Genomic DNA, 12,953 nt, shown 5'->3' on the forward strand with positions numbered 1-12,953 from the left:
CGAGGTCGTGCTGATCGGGAAGTGCTCACGGCGTCGGCTCGAACTGCGGCTGCCAGCGCAGCAGATAGGATTGCAGCGACTGCACCGCGAGCGCGAGCAGGATGCCGACGAACATCATGATGAAGATCGCCACCATCATCTCGCTGGCATTGGCCCGCGCTTCGGCCTCGATGATCAGCTTGCCGAGCCCGCGCTCGGCGCCGATGAACTCTCCCACGATGACGCCGACGAGCGCGAACGAGACCGCGGGAAGCAGCGAGGCGAACACCCAGGCCAGGGCCGACGGAACAACCACGGTGCGCAGCACGGTCAGCTCGTTCGCGCCCATCAGCCGGGCCGCAGCGATCTGGTCGCGGTCGACCGCGCGGGTTCCCTCGAAAGTGTTGAAGAACACCACGAAGAACACGACGAGCCACGCGGTCGCGATCTTGGAGAGATCGCCGAGGCCGAAGATGAGGATCACCAGCGGCACCAGCGCGATGCGCGGGATCGAGTTGAGCGCGATGATGTAGGGACCGAATACGCGGGCGAGAAAGTCCGAGCGCCCGAGCACCACGCCGGCGGCGATGCCGCTCAGCGCGCCTAACAGAAAGCCCCACCAGGTATTCTTGAGCGTGACGAGGGTCGCGGTCCACAGATTGTTGTCGGTGGCTCCGATGCAGGCGACCACGCCGGCGGGATCGCTGAAGCAGCCGAGGCGCAGAAAACTTTGCCAGATCAGAGAGGGCTTTGCGACGAAGTAGGGATCGAGGATCTTCGGCACATAGGCTTTCGGCAGCAGCGCCTTGCTCCACTCGAAGCCCCACTGCCAGACCACGAGCACGATGATCAGGATGGCGATCTGCCAGAACAGGATGGCGGCGCGGCGGGTCGACATGATCGGTCTGCCTTCTCAGTCAGCCTTGGTGCGGCGGAATTCTTCGCCCAGGGAATGCCAGATATGGGAATACAGCCGGCCGAACTCGGCGGTCTCGCGCAGGCTCACGGGATCGCGCGGCCTGGGGAATGACACTTCGAAATCGTCCTTGAGGCGGCCCGGCCGGGCCGACAGCAGGATGATGCGGCTGGCGAGCGTCAGCGCCTCGCCGAGATCGTGGGTCACGAACAGCACCGTCTGCCGCTCGCGCTCCCAGATCTCGAGCAGCGTCTTGTGCATCTCCAGCTTGGTGTGGGTATCGAGCGCGCCGAATGGCTCGTCCATCAGCAGGATCTCGGGTGCGAGGATGAGCGTGCGCATCAGGGCCACGCGCTGGCGCATGCCGCCCGACAGCATGCGCGGAAAGCTGCGGCCGAAGCCTTCCAGCCCGGCCTTGCCGATGGCCTCGGCGACGCGCTCCGTCCGCTCCGGCTTCGACACTCCGGCGATCTCGAGGCCGTAGCCGATGTTCTGCTCGACCGTTCGCCACGGAAACAGCGTGTCGCGCTGAAACACATAGCCGACGCGGGGATTCACCTTGCCCACCTCGACGCCGTCAGCGTCGATCAGGATGCGTCCACCTGAGCGCGGCAATAGCCCGGCCACCATGTTGAGAATCGTGCTCTTGCCGCAGCCGGACGGGCCCAGGAGGGCGACGAACTCGCCCTCTCGCACGTCGAATGAGACGTTGTCGACGGCGACGAACTCGCTGCCGCCGGTGCTGTACGTCTTCATCAGCCCCTGGACCCCAATTCGTGTTCGTCCCGCGGCGGGGTTCTCCGTGCCTCGCACCGCGGCAAGGCCTGGACCAGAAGGCGGCATCATTTGTATTTCGCCTTTGCTGCCGCGAGGAAACTGGAGTCGACGATGTCCTCATAGGCCATCTCGGGAATGTCGGTCCCCTTGCGGTACCACGGCTTGGCGCCACGCGCGTAGGCCGCCTTGTCGATGCTGCCATCATAGGCCCAGGTGGATATGTCGAAGCCGAGTTCGGCGCGGACTGCATCGGGATCGATGCCTGCAAAGTACTTCGGCGCCACCAGTCCCTGCACTTCGGCGAGCGGCGCGGCCTTGACCCAGGCCATCGTGCGGTAGATGGCATTGACGAACGCCTGCACCAGCGCCTTGTCCTGCTCGACCGTATCCTTCAGCGCGTAGAGGACGAGCACTGGGATCGTGCCGCCGAAATCCTTTTCGAACACGCCAGGCTTCGAGGTGTCGTAGATCGCCTTGCCAAAGCCCTTCTTCTCGATCTCGACGATCCAGCTCGGCGGCGCCATGATGGCGTCGAACTGCCTGGTCTGGAGCGACGGAAACATCGTGTTTGGTCCGCCGCCGGCGACCCAATTCACCTTGTCGCCGAGACCGCGCGACTCGAACACGTAGGTGCCGTAGACCCAGGTCCCCGAGCCGATTGCGGTGGCGGCAAGGACGGGCTTGGCGCCATCCGGGCGCTTGTAGGCGGCGAGCTGTTCGACCGAGGTGAGGCCGCTGTCGTAGAGATCCTGGCGCACCACGATGTTGGCGTAGGAGCAGACCATCTCGGTCGCGAGCAGGATCTTGCACGGCTTGCCGCGCGCCGTGAGCTGTAGCGGGTGGCTGGCATCGCCATGGGCGAACAGTGCCTGGTCGGCGGCGAGCGTCTGGCGGCCGAACGTGCCGGAATTGCCGGTCAGGAGCTTGGGATCGAGGCCCTCATCCTTGAAGTAGCCTTTCAGTTCCGCGATCATCGCGATCGCATAGACCGGCGAGACCGGGCCGAACGCGATCGTCGCGGGCTTGGTCTCGGCCAGCAGCCGTCCCGGCAGCAGCGAGCTGCCTGCGAGTGCCGCGCCGGACGCAAGCGCCCGGCGCCGTGTGATCGTCATGACATCCTCCCGCAGTCCTTATGTTTTTGACGACGTGCGACGTCGCTGCTACGCAGACGACTTCGCGGCCAGTATCGTGCCGTCCGCCTCCAGCGCCGCGACCTCCTCGGGCGCCAGCCCGATCTCGGCCAGCACGGCGTTTGTGTGCGCGCCGACATCGGGCGGATCGTAGCGGTTCGGCAGCCGCTGTCCGTCCAGCGAGATCGGCAGCACCGGCGTCTTGGTGTGGCGCCCGTCCGGCAGACGGATCTCGGTCAGGCCGCCGGACGCATTGAGGTGCGGATCGTCGAACAGGTCGCCGGGCTTGTTGACCGGCGCGTAAGGCAGCTCGAGCCGCTCGAGCACGGCGGCGAGATCGTCCTTGTTCAAGGTCTTGAAGATCGCGGCGATCTCGGGGATCAGCCAGCCGCGATGATCGACCCGGCCTTGCGCGGTGGCAAAGCGCGGATCGTCCAGCCATTCGGTGCGCGCGAAGGCGCGGCAGAACGCCACCCATTGCTCCTCACCGACGATGGTCACGAACAGCTTCGAGCCGTCCCTGGTGTCGAACAGGTCGTAGACCGGCCACGGGCTGTCCTTGATCGAATAGGGGATCGATGGCTGGCCGGTGACGATCTCGTACATCATGGCCTGCGCCATCAGGAACACGTTATTCTCATACAGCGCGCTCTGCACGTAGCGGCCGCGCCCGGTGCGTTGACGCTCGGCGAGCGCGGCCTGGATCGCGATCACCCCGAACATGCCGCCCATGATGTCGTTGACGGAGGCGCCGGCGCGCATCGGCCGGTCCGGCAGGCCGGTCATGTAGGCGAGCCCGCCCATCATCTGCACGACCTCGTCGAGCGCGAGGCGGTTCTCGTAGGGACCGGGCAGATAGCCTTTCAGCGAGCAGTAGATCAGCTGCGGTGCGAACGCGGCAACCTGTTCGTAGTCGAGCCCGATGCGCTTCATCAGCCCGGGCCGGAAATTCTCGATCAGCACGTCGCTGCGCGCGATCAGCTTGCGCGCGACGCTCTGGCCCTGCGGCGTCGAGGTGTCGAGCGCGATGCTGCGCTTGTTGCGGCAGTAGGTGGCGAAGAAGCCGGCCGCCGGCCCCTTGAAGAAGCGGGTGCGATCGCCCTTGAGCGGCTCAACCTTGATCACGTCGGCGCCGAGATCGGCGAGGATGAGCCCGCAGCTCGGCCCCATCACCATCTGGCTGAACTCGACGACGCGCACGCCCTCCAGCGGACGAAGCGGAGCGTCGTGATCTGCGGCGGTGCTGATCATGCCACCCACCGCAGCATCTTGGGGATGCCGGCCTCGTGCAGATGGCCGGTGAGGTGCCTCGGCGCGATGTGACGGGCCAGAATGTCGCGCGTCAGCATCAGCCGCTCGAGGTCGATCCCGGTCGACAGCCCCATGCGCTCCAGCATGAACACGAGGTCCTCGGTGACGATGTTGCCGCGTGCGCCCGGCGCAAACGGACAGCCGCCGAGGCCGGAGACCGCGGCATCGAAGCGGCGGATGCCGGCCTCGAGGCCGGCGACCGCGTTGGCGAGGCCTGCACCGAGAGTGTCGTGCAGATGCAGGCGGAGCGTCACATGCGGGCCGATCTCGCGCCGCACGGCTGTGACGATCTGCCGGACGAGCGTCGGCGTCGCATATCCGACGGTGTCGGCGAGACCGATCTCGTCGGCTCCCGCCTCGGCGAAACGGCGCGCCAGATCGCAGACCGCGGCCTCGCTGATGTCGCCTTCCAGCGAGCAGCCGAACGAGGTGGAGATCGCGCCCATCAGTTGCGGCCTGTCGGCCCCCGGCCGGGCGTCGATTGCCGCGCGGACGGCGCGGAAGGCCTCGACCTGCTCGGCGACGGTACGGCGGACATTGGCCCGATTGTGGGTCTCGCTGGCCGAGATCACGAAATAGATGCTGTTGACCCCGGCGGCGATGGCGCGCTCGGCGCCCTTGAAATTCGGCACCAGCGCGCCGATCCTCGTATCGCGATGAGACAGCGCATGAACCATCACGGCATCGACGTCGGCAAACTGCGGCACCACCTTCGGCGGCACGAAGGAGCCGGCATCGATCTCGCGCACGCCGGCAGCGACGATGGCGTCGATCAGCGCGCGCTTCGCGTCGGTCGGCACGAACACGTCGAGGTTTTGCAGGCCGTCGCGCGGCGCGACCTCGCAGATATGGACATCCGGCTCCCGGATCATCGGCGCTCCTTCCCCGCTCATATTGTAGATTTTACGGATAAAGAACAATCTATGTGGCGATCTGTCAAGGCAAAAGGGATCTCATTCGCGTCATGACCGCTCCGGACGCAGCGCCCCCCTCGGCGCGCACAGCCACCACCGACCGGGCCGAGCACGTGGCCGGCCTGATCCTGGCGTTCGCCCGCCGCGAAGGCATGAAGGAAGGGGACCGCCTGATCGAGCAGAAGCTTGCCGATGCGCTCGACGTGTCGCGCGCGCCGATCCGGCTTGGATTGAAGGCGCTGGAGGCCGCGGGGCTGGCGCGTGGCGAGCCCAATCGCGGCTTCGTTCTGACCCAGAGTCCGACGAGCGGCGCGGCGCGGCCTACGCTCGCCGCGGTTAGCCGCGGCGAGCAGGCCTATGCCGACATTGCAGCCGACGTTCTGGACCGGCGCATCGACTCCGACGTCACCGAGGCGGAGCTGATGCGCCGCTATGAGCTGAGCCGCACCGAGCTGCAGCGGCTGCTCGATCGCATCGCCGCCGAGGGCTGGATCGCACGGCTGCCTGGCTACGGCTGGCGCTTCGCCGACACGCTATCAAGCCCGGAGGCCCAGGCGCAGGCCGCGGCGTTCCGCGCCGTGATCGAGCCGGCGGCGATCCTGCAGCCCGGCTTCCGCCTCGACCGGGAGGTCACCGAACGACTGCGCCAGCATCAGCAGCGCGTGCTTGGCGGCGAGCTCGACAAGATGACGATCGGCGAGGTCTATCAGTCGGGCTGCGAGTTTCATGAGGAACTCGCGCGTGGCGCCGGCAACCCGTTTTTCGTCGACTCGCTGCGGCGGGTGAACTCGATCCGCCGCCTGTTCGCTTATCGCAGCTTCGCCGATCGCGATGGCATGCGCCGGCACGTCAAGGAGCATCTTCGCCTGCTCGATCTGCTCGAAGCGGGGTGCAATGTCGACGCGGCCGAGCTGATGCGCCGTCATCTCCAGCGGCCGCTATCCTCACGGCGGTCTTGAGAAGTTGAGGTCCGCGGGTGCGGCTTTGGCGCAGATTGAGCGGACCGTCTGGGAGTTAGATCTGTGTCCAGGAAGAAGAGTAGTGTTCGCGCCTGAAGCCGAGCAGCGGATCGCAGCTGGATCCAGGTGCCATTCTTGCTCATGCGTGAGGCGGACCGTCGTCGCTGCGCAACGAGCGGCGCCGGGCCTCTCATCGGGAGAACGAAGGCAAGCGCGAATTGTTGGGCATGATTGCAGCGAGCGGGGGTCTCACATTTCGAACTCAGCTCGGATGTAATCCAGTTGGTAGAAGCGCGTATAGCCGCATGTTGGTGAGCGCTGCGCGTTCGACGTTGCGCCGCTCACCCCTTCCAGACCACCGACTGCTCGTGACGCCGGATCAGCTCCGAAAGGCTCGCAAAGCCTTTCGCGACAGATTCGGCGAACGCTGCCACGGCCGGTGATTGCGGGCTGCCGGCAAGCCGGAGGATGCCGAGCGCGCGTTCGGGGTGAGGCACGCGCAGCGGCAGCGCGGTGATCTCGCGCTCCTTGCGATAGGCGAAGACGACGCCGTGCGGCAGGATCGTGAGCGCGTCGGTGCGCTTCAGATAGTTCATCGCGCTCGCCAGCGAGCCGCCGACATAGGGAACGTTGACGCCGGTCGATCCGAACGACAGCAGCAATGCGCGCATGTCAGCTTGCAGCGGGCTGTGCGGCGGCGGCGCGATCCAGGGATAATCGAGGATCTCGGGGCCCTTCAGTTTGCGCTTCAGCAGCAGTGGGTGGGTGACGCGGCAGGCCACGACGTTGCGGCCGGGCAGGATGCTCTGAAATTCGAGATCGGTGCCGTCGAGCACGTCGACCGGGCAGATCGCCAGGTCGATGCGGTCGGCGCGGATGGCCTCCTGCAGGTCGGGCATGTAGCCGTAGCTCTGGATCACGCGCACGTCGGGATGGGCATTGTGGAACTCGGCGATCAGGCCCGAGATCAGCCCGTCCATGAAGAACTGCGTGCCCGCGACCCGCACGGTGCCGGCGCGTCCCAGGCGGAAATTGTCGATGAGCTCCGACGCCTTGCGGGAGGCGAGCAGCATGGCCTGGCCGTGATCGGCCAGCGCGCGGCCGAACGGCGTGGGGCGCAGCGGCCGCCGGCCCTTCACGAACAGCGGCTCGCCCAGCCGCTTTTCCAGCGCGGCGAGCGTGCGGGACACCGCCGGCTGCGTCATGCCGAGCAGCGCAGCGCCTTCTGTGACCCCGCCGGCATTGATGACCGCCGCGAGCTGGACCAAATGGCGTTCGTCGATCTTCATAACGATCTGCTATATTATCTCGCGAAGAAATCATCAATGCTCCGGCCGGGCCCTGCTACCGTTCCTGAAAATGAGGAAACGCGTGCGGGGAGGGACGATGCGGCAGGAGCTGCCCATCGATCGTGATGGCGAGCGGTCGAGCGACGTCGTGACGGAGCGCATCGCGCGCGTCGGGAGCGGGCGGCTCGCAACCGGCATGATCGCCGTCGTCGACCACATCCATCAGCTCATCCGCGAACTGCGCCCGACCAGGGCCGAGTGGCGCGAGGCGATGGCCTATCTGGCCGCCGTCGGTGACGCGACGACCGACAATCGGCAGGAATGGGTGTTGCTGGCCGATCTGATCGGCGCGACAGCGCTGGTCGAGGACATCAACAGCCGCCGTCCTCCGGGCGCGACGCCGAACGCGCCGCGCGGGCCGTTCTATCGTGCAGACGCGCCGCGCCGGGCCAATGGCGCGAACATCTGTCTCGATGGCATCGGCGAGCCGCTGGTGGTCCAAGGCAGGGTGGTCGATCTCGACGGCCATCCGATTGCCGGCGCCGTCGTCGAGACCTGGCAGGCCAACGGGCAAGGCTTCTTCGAGAACCAGCAGCCGGACGAGCAGCCCGACTGCAATCTCCGCGGCGTCTTTACGACCGATGCCAATGGCTCGTTCAACTATGTCACCGTCAAGCCGGCGAGCTACGCAGTTCCGACAGACGGCCCAGCGGGCGCGCTGCTCGGCAGGCTCGGCTGCCCGTTGCGCCGGCCGGCCAACATCCACTTCATCGTTTCGGCCGATGGATTCGAGCAGATCACGACGCAGCTGTTCGACCGGGCCGAGGCTGCGGCGACCGAAGACGCGCTGCATTGCGTGAAGCCGGGTCTGCTCGCCGATTTCCAGCGCACCAGACGCAAGGACGTGCCCTGGAGCCTCTCTTTCAGCTTCGTGATGGCGCGCGCGCCCAAGACGAGGAGTATGACATGACCAGCACCCGCGCCTTCGTCTTTCCCGGCATCCGCTCGCGTGTCGTGTTCGGATCGGGCACGCTGGCGCAACTCGCCCCTGAGATGGATCGGCTGGGCCGCAAGCGCGCGCTGCTGCTCGCGACGCCGCAGCAGCGCAAGGACGTCGACGCGCTGGCCGATCGGCTCGGCAGCGCCACGGCCGGCGTTTTCGCCGGCGCGGTGATGCATACGCCGGTGGATGTCACGCGCGAGGCGATCGCCGCATTCGAGCAGAGCAGGGCCGACTGCGTCATCGCGCTCGGCGGCGGCTCGTCGATCGGCCTCGGCAAGGCGATTGCGTTGCGCACCGGCGCGGATCAGATCGCGGTTCCGACCACCTATGCCGGGTCAGAGATGACCGACATCCTCGGCGAGACCAAAGACGGCGAGAAGACCACGCGGCGCGATCCGGCGATCCTGCCGGAGACCGTGATCTACGACGTCGACCTGTCGCTGACGCTGCCGAAGGAGATGACGGTGTCGTCCGGCCTGAATGCGATCGCGCATGCGGCCGAGGCGCTCTATGCGGCCGATCGCAATCCGATCCTGTCGCTGATGGCCGCCGATGCGATCAGAGCGTTCGCCAGCGCGCTGCCGGCGGTCGTGGCAAACCCCTCGGACAAGCCCGCCCGTGCCGACGCGCTCTATGGCGCGTGGCTCTGCGGTGCCGTGCTCGGGGGCGCCTCGATGGCGCTGCATCACAAGCTCTGCCACACGCTCGGCGGCAGCTTCGATACGCCGCACGCGCAGACGCATGCGATCCTGCTGCCGCACACCGTCGGCTTCAACGCGGCCGCCGTCGGCGATCTGCTGAAGCCGATCTCCGACGCGCTCGGTGGTGCTGCGCCCGGCAAGGCGCTGCATCGCTTCGCGTCACAGCTCGGCGCGCCGACGAGGCTGCGCGATCTCGGACTGACCGAGCCGGATCTCGATCGCGCCGCTGCGATTGCGGTCCGCAGTCCCTACGCCAACCCGCGACCATTCGGCCAGGCAGAGATCCGCGCGCTGCTGCAGGACGCGTGGGCGGGGACAGAACCGCCGCTCTAGAACCAGCGTTACTTGCAAATAATAAAACGGAGGAAACGAACCATGATCACGCGACGAAGGCTCCTCGAGACGGCCGCCGTGGGCGGCCTGCTCTCCGCGACCGATACGCTCTTCAAGCCGGCGCTGGCGGCGGGCAAGGCGGCGAAGATCGGCTATGTCAGCCCGCAGAGCGGCCCGCTGGCGGCGTTCGCCGAGGCCGACAAGTTCATCATCGACGGCTTCCTCTCGGCAGCGAAAGCCGCCGGACTTCAGGTCCAGGTCGTCGTGAAGGACAGCCAGTCCAATCCGAACCGCGCCGCCGAGGTCGCCAAGGAGCTGATCGTCAGCGACAAGGTCAACCTGATGCTCGTCGCCTCGACGCCGGAGACGACCAATCCGGTGTCGACGACCTGCGAGTCCGAGGGCCTGCCGTGCATCTCAACGGTCGCGCCGTGGCAGCCCTGGTTCATCGGCCAGCAGGGCAATCCCGGCGATCCCGCGTCCTGGAAGCCGTTCAGCTCCAGCTATCATTTCTTCTGGGGCCTGGAGGATGTGATCGCCGTCTTCACCAACATGTGGGCGCAGCTCTCGACCAACAAGCAGGTCGGCGGTCTCTTCCCCAACGACGGCGACGGCAATGCCTGGGGCGACAGCAAGGTTGGCTTCCCGCCGGTGCTGACCGAGAAGGGCTACAAACTGATCGATCCCGGCCGCTACCAGAATCTGTCGGACGACTTCTCCGCGCAGATCAATGCGTTCAAGTCCGGCAATGTCGAGATCGTCACCGGCGTGATGATCCCGCCGGATTTCACCACCTTCTGGAATCAAGCGAAGCAGAAGGGCTTTGCGCCGAAGATCGCCTCGATCGGCAAGGCGTTGCTATTCCCGCAAGCGGTGGAAGCGTTGGGCAAGCAGGGTCACAATTTGTCCTCCGAAGTGTGGTGGACGCCGAGCCATCCGTTCAAGTCGTCGCTGACGGGCGCATCGGCCAAGGAGCTCGCCGACGGCTTCACGGCAGCGACGAAGCGGCCGTGGACGCAGCCGATCGGCTTCGTGCACGCGCTGTTCGAGATCGCGGCTGACGTACTCAAGCGCGTCGATGATCCGACCAATGCCGACAAGATGATTGCGGCGGTCGCAGCGACCAAGCTCGACACAATCGTCGGTCCGATCGCATGGAACGGCGCCAAGCTGCCGCCCTTCGCGGCGAAGAACGTCTGCAAGACGCCGCTGGTCGGCGGGCAGTGGCGCCTCAGGGACGGCGGCGGCTACGACCTCGTCATCACCGACAACAAGACCGCGCTGAACATTCCTGCGGGCGGGAAGATGGAGCCGATCGCCTGACGATCGAACGCGGAGCATCCGACGTGCCCATCCTCGAGCTCGATCATGTCGCCAAGCGCTTCGGCGCGCTGAAGGTCACGGACGACGTGACCTTCAGCGTCGCGCCGGGCGAGGCGCTGGGCATCATCGGGCCGAACGGCGCCGGCAAGTCGACGCTGTTCAACCTGATCACTGGCAATCTCCGCGTCGATGCCGGCCGCGTCTCCTTCGACGGGGCCGACGTCACGCGGATGCCGCCGATGGCGCGTTGTCACGCCGGCGTCGGACGCACCTTCCAGATCCCGCAGCCGTTCGAGAAGCTGACCGTGTTCGAGAACCTCGTGGTGGCAGCAAGCATGGGATCGCGCAAGGCGGAGTCGGAGGTGACCGACCCTTGCGCCGAGATCCTGGTCAAGACCGGACTGATCGATCGCGCCAATATGCTTGCCGGCGGATTAGGCCTCCTGCAGCGCAAGCGGCTGGAGCTTGCCCGCGCGCTCGCCACCGATCCGAAGCTGCTGCTGCTCGATGAGATCGCCGGTGGTCTGACCGAGGCCGAATGCCAGTCTCTCGTCGAGACGGTGCGCAGCATCCACGACACCGGGGTCACCATCGTCTGGATCGAGCATGTGCTGCATGCGCTGAACGCCGTGGTGCAACGGCTGCTGGTGCTCAATTTCGGCAAGGTCATCGGCATCGGCAAGCCGGAGGAGATCATGGCCTCCAGCGCGGTGCGCGAAATCTATCTGGGGATCGAGGTCTGATGGCGCTGCTCGCAACCCATGGGCTGACGGCCTTCTACCGCGACTTCCAGGCGCTGTTCGGCGTCGACCTGACGCTGGAAGCCGGTGAGACGATCGCCATCGTCGGCGCCAACGGGGCCGGCAAGTCGACCCTGATGCGCTCGATCTCCGGCGTGCTGCGCAATGGCGCGGATCAGATCCTGTTCGAGGGCCGTCCGATCGGCGCGATGAGCGCGCCGGAGGTGATGGGGCTCGGCATCGCCATGGTGCCGGAAGGACGCAAGCTGTTTCCGTCGCTCTCGGTAGAGGAGAACCTGCTGATCGGCCGTTACGGCCGCGCCACCGATGGGCCGTGGTCGCTCGAGACGATCTACCAGCTGTTTCCCGTGCTGAAGGAACGGCGCAATACGCCGGGCACCGCGCTGTCCGGCGGCCAGCAGCAGATGGTGGCGATCGGGCGGGCGCTGATGTCGAATCCGCGCGTGCTGCTCTGCGACGAGCTCAGCCTCGGGCTGGCGCCGATCATCATCAAGGACATCTACGCGGCATTTCCCGCGATCCGCAACAGCGGCGCATCGATCGCGATCGTCGAGCAGGATATCGGCCAGGCGATGAAGGTCGCCGACCGGCTGTATTGCATGATGGAGGGGCGGGTGACTCTGACCGGGCGCCCGGCGGAGCTGAGCCGCGACGCCATTCATGCCGCCTATTTCGGAGCGCATGCATGAACTGGGCGGATACCATCCTGCAGGGCGCGCTGCTCGGCGGCCTCTACGCGCTGTTCGCCGCCGGCCTGTCGCTGGTGTTCGGCATCATGCGGCTGGTCAATCTGGCGCATGGCGACCTGATCGTGCTCGCGGCCTATCTGATCCTCGTGCTGGTCAGCACGCTCGGCCTGCATCCGTTCCTTGCCGTGCTGATCGCGATGCCGGTGATGTTCGCCGCCGGCTGGCTGCTGCAGTCCTATGTCCTCAACCGCACCCTCGGTCCCGATATCCTGCCGCCGCTGCTGGTCACCTTCGGTCTCTCGGTCGTGCTTCAGAACGGGCTGCTGCAGGCCTCCTCGGCGGACAGCCGCCGCATTCCCTCCGGCGTTCTGGAGACTGCGTCGGTCGCCATCGGGCCGCTCACGATCGGTGTGATGCCGATGCTGACATTCGCGTCCGCCGTCGCCGTGATCCTGATCCTGAACCGCGTGCTCTACGGCACCGAGCTCGGCCGCGCCTTCCGTGCCACGTCGGATGACGCCGTCACGGCCGGGCTGATGGGAATCAAGCCGCATCGCACCTTCGCGGTCGCGACCGGCATCGCCATGGCGATCGTCGCCATCGCCGCGGTGTTTCTCGGCACCCGCGCCAATTTCGATCCGACGATCGGCCCGGCGCGCCTGATCTACGCGTTCGAGGCCGTCATCATGGGTGGTCTCGGCTCGCTGTGGGGCACCTTGGCGGGCGGCGTCGTCCTCGGCGTGGCGCAAACGATCGGCGGCGCGATCAATCCGGAATGGCAGATCCTCGCCGGACACGTCGCCTTCGTGCTGGTGCTGTTGGTCCGTCCGCGCGGCTTCTTCCCCCGCGCGGTCGATTAGGAGCACGA

The 12,953-nt window shown here is 66.5% G+C and carries 13 protein-coding genes; 7 read left to right on the top strand and 6 right to left on the bottom strand.

Translation table 11 applies throughout. From position 1 onward, the window contains the following. Positions 1-25: 25 nt before the first annotated feature. The 5 genes from QQL87_RS19870 to QQL87_RS19890 all read right to left on the bottom strand — a co-directional run bounded on the left by QQL87_RS19870 (position 26) and on the right by QQL87_RS19890 (position 4,985). Positions 26-877 (bottom strand): ABC transporter permease, encoded by an 852-nt coding sequence (locus QQL87_RS19870; RefSeq protein WP_284420464.1) that lies wholly within the window; start codon positions 875-877, stop codon positions 26-28. 15 nt (positions 878-892) lie between these two features. Next, positions 893-1,651, bottom strand: coding sequence for an ABC transporter ATP-binding protein (locus QQL87_RS19875; protein WP_349817286.1), 759 nt, complete (start codon positions 1,649-1,651; stop codon positions 893-895). Between the two features lie 86 nt (positions 1,652-1,737). Then, on the bottom strand, positions 1,738-2,784 hold the full coding sequence (locus QQL87_RS19880) for an ABC transporter substrate-binding protein (RefSeq protein WP_284420462.1): 1,047 nt from the start codon (positions 2,782-2,784) through the stop codon (positions 1,738-1,740). Between the two features lie 48 nt (positions 2,785-2,832). Beyond that, entirely contained in the window at positions 2,833-4,053 is a 1,221-nt protein-coding gene (locus tag QQL87_RS19885) for a CaiB/BaiF CoA transferase family protein (RefSeq protein WP_284420461.1), read from the bottom strand. Continuing rightward, positions 4,050-4,985, bottom strand: coding sequence for a hydroxymethylglutaryl-CoA lyase (locus QQL87_RS19890; protein WP_284420460.1), 936 nt, complete (start codon positions 4,983-4,985; stop codon positions 4,050-4,052). The genes QQL87_RS19885 and QQL87_RS19890 overlap by 4 nt, the downstream gene beginning before the upstream one ends. 92 nt (positions 4,986-5,077) lie before the next feature. On the opposite strand from QQL87_RS19890, the gene QQL87_RS19895 reads away from it, so the two are divergent. Beyond that, positions 5,078-5,986 (top strand): GntR family transcriptional regulator, encoded by a 909-nt coding sequence (locus QQL87_RS19895; RefSeq protein WP_284420459.1) that lies wholly within the window; start codon positions 5,078-5,080, stop codon positions 5,984-5,986. Positions 5,987-6,327: 341 nt separating this feature from the next. Here QQL87_RS19895 and QQL87_RS19900 read toward each other — a convergent pair whose 3' ends face one another. Continuing rightward, entirely contained in the window at positions 6,328-7,275 is a 948-nt protein-coding gene (locus QQL87_RS19900) for a LysR family transcriptional regulator (RefSeq protein WP_284420458.1), read from the bottom strand. 97 nt (positions 7,276-7,372) lie between these two features. Here QQL87_RS19900 and QQL87_RS19905 point away from each other — a divergent pair, with 97 nt between their 5' ends. The 6 genes from QQL87_RS19905 to QQL87_RS19930 are packed head-to-tail and all read left to right on the top strand — an operon-like array spanning position 7,373 to position 12,945. Beyond that, positions 7,373-8,245, top strand: coding sequence for a dioxygenase family protein (locus QQL87_RS19905; RefSeq protein WP_284420457.1), 873 nt, complete (start codon positions 7,373-7,375; stop codon positions 8,243-8,245). Continuing rightward, positions 8,242-9,312, top strand: a complete 1,071-nt coding sequence (locus QQL87_RS19910) for a maleylacetate reductase (protein ID WP_284420456.1) — start codon at positions 8,242-8,244, stop codon at positions 9,310-9,312. The genes QQL87_RS19905 and QQL87_RS19910 overlap by 4 nt, the downstream gene beginning before the upstream one ends. Positions 9,313-9,354: 42 nt before the next feature. Next, positions 9,355-10,635 carry an ABC transporter substrate-binding protein gene (locus tag QQL87_RS19915; protein ID WP_284420455.1) on the top strand — a complete coding sequence of 427 codons (1,281 nt, stop codon included), beginning with the start codon at positions 9,355-9,357 and terminating at the stop codon, positions 10,633-10,635. 23 nt (positions 10,636-10,658) lie between these two features. After that, complete coding sequence (locus QQL87_RS19920; RefSeq protein ID WP_284420454.1) at positions 10,659-11,378, top strand: ABC transporter ATP-binding protein; 720 nt, start codon at positions 10,659-10,661, stop codon at positions 11,376-11,378. Next, a complete protein-coding gene (locus QQL87_RS19925; protein ID WP_284420453.1) occupies positions 11,378-12,085 on the top strand; it encodes an ABC transporter ATP-binding protein in 708 nt (235 codons plus the stop codon). Before QQL87_RS19920 ends, QQL87_RS19925 begins: the two co-directional genes overlap by 1 nt. Continuing rightward, complete coding sequence (locus QQL87_RS19930) at positions 12,082-12,945, top strand: branched-chain amino acid ABC transporter permease (protein ID WP_284420452.1); 864 nt, start codon at positions 12,082-12,084, stop codon at positions 12,943-12,945. Before QQL87_RS19925 ends, QQL87_RS19930 begins: the two co-directional genes overlap by 4 nt. Positions 12,946-12,953: the final 8 nt, after the last annotated feature.

Source organism: Bradyrhizobium sp. SSBR45G (genome assembly GCF_030159255.1).
Taxonomy (GTDB): domain Bacteria; phylum Pseudomonadota; class Alphaproteobacteria; order Rhizobiales; family Xanthobacteraceae; genus Bradyrhizobium.

What these genes read in the sequence shown, in the direction of transcription:
- QQL87_RS19870 (WP_284420464.1), bottom strand. Translation starts at nt 877, where the DNA reads ATGTCGACCCGCCGCGCCGCCATCCTGTTCTGGCAGATCGCCATCCTG.
- QQL87_RS19875 (WP_349817286.1), bottom strand. Translation starts at nt 1,651, where the DNA reads ATGAAGACGTACAGCACCGGCGGCAGCGAGTTCGTCGCCGTCGACAAC.
- QQL87_RS19880 (WP_284420462.1), bottom strand. Translation starts at nt 2,784, where the DNA reads ATGACGATCACACGGCGCCGGGCGCTTGCGTCCGGCGCGGCACTCGCA.
- QQL87_RS19885 (WP_284420461.1), bottom strand. Translation starts at nt 4,053, where the DNA reads ATGATCAGCACCGCCGCAGATCACGACGCTCCGCTTCGTCCGCTGGAG.
- QQL87_RS19890 (WP_284420460.1), bottom strand. Translation starts at nt 4,985, where the DNA reads ATGATCCGGGAGCCGGATGTCCATATCTGCGAGGTCGCGCCGCGCGAC.
- QQL87_RS19895 (WP_284420459.1), top strand. Translation starts at nt 5,078, where the DNA reads ATGACCGCTCCGGACGCAGCGCCCCCCTCGGCGCGCACAGCCACCACC.
- QQL87_RS19900 (WP_284420458.1), bottom strand. Translation starts at nt 7,275, where the DNA reads ATGAAGATCGACGAACGCCATTTGGTCCAGCTCGCGGCGGTCATCAAT.
- QQL87_RS19905 (WP_284420457.1), top strand. Translation starts at nt 7,373, where the DNA reads ATGCGGCAGGAGCTGCCCATCGATCGTGATGGCGAGCGGTCGAGCGAC.
- QQL87_RS19910 (WP_284420456.1), top strand. Translation starts at nt 8,242, where the DNA reads ATGACCAGCACCCGCGCCTTCGTCTTTCCCGGCATCCGCTCGCGTGTC.
- QQL87_RS19915 (WP_284420455.1), top strand. Translation starts at nt 9,355, where the DNA reads ATGATCACGCGACGAAGGCTCCTCGAGACGGCCGCCGTGGGCGGCCTG.
- QQL87_RS19925 (WP_284420453.1), top strand. Translation starts at nt 11,378, where the DNA reads ATGGCGCTGCTCGCAACCCATGGGCTGACGGCCTTCTACCGCGACTTC.
- QQL87_RS19930 (WP_284420452.1), top strand. Translation starts at nt 12,082, where the DNA reads ATGAACTGGGCGGATACCATCCTGCAGGGCGCGCTGCTCGGCGGCCTC.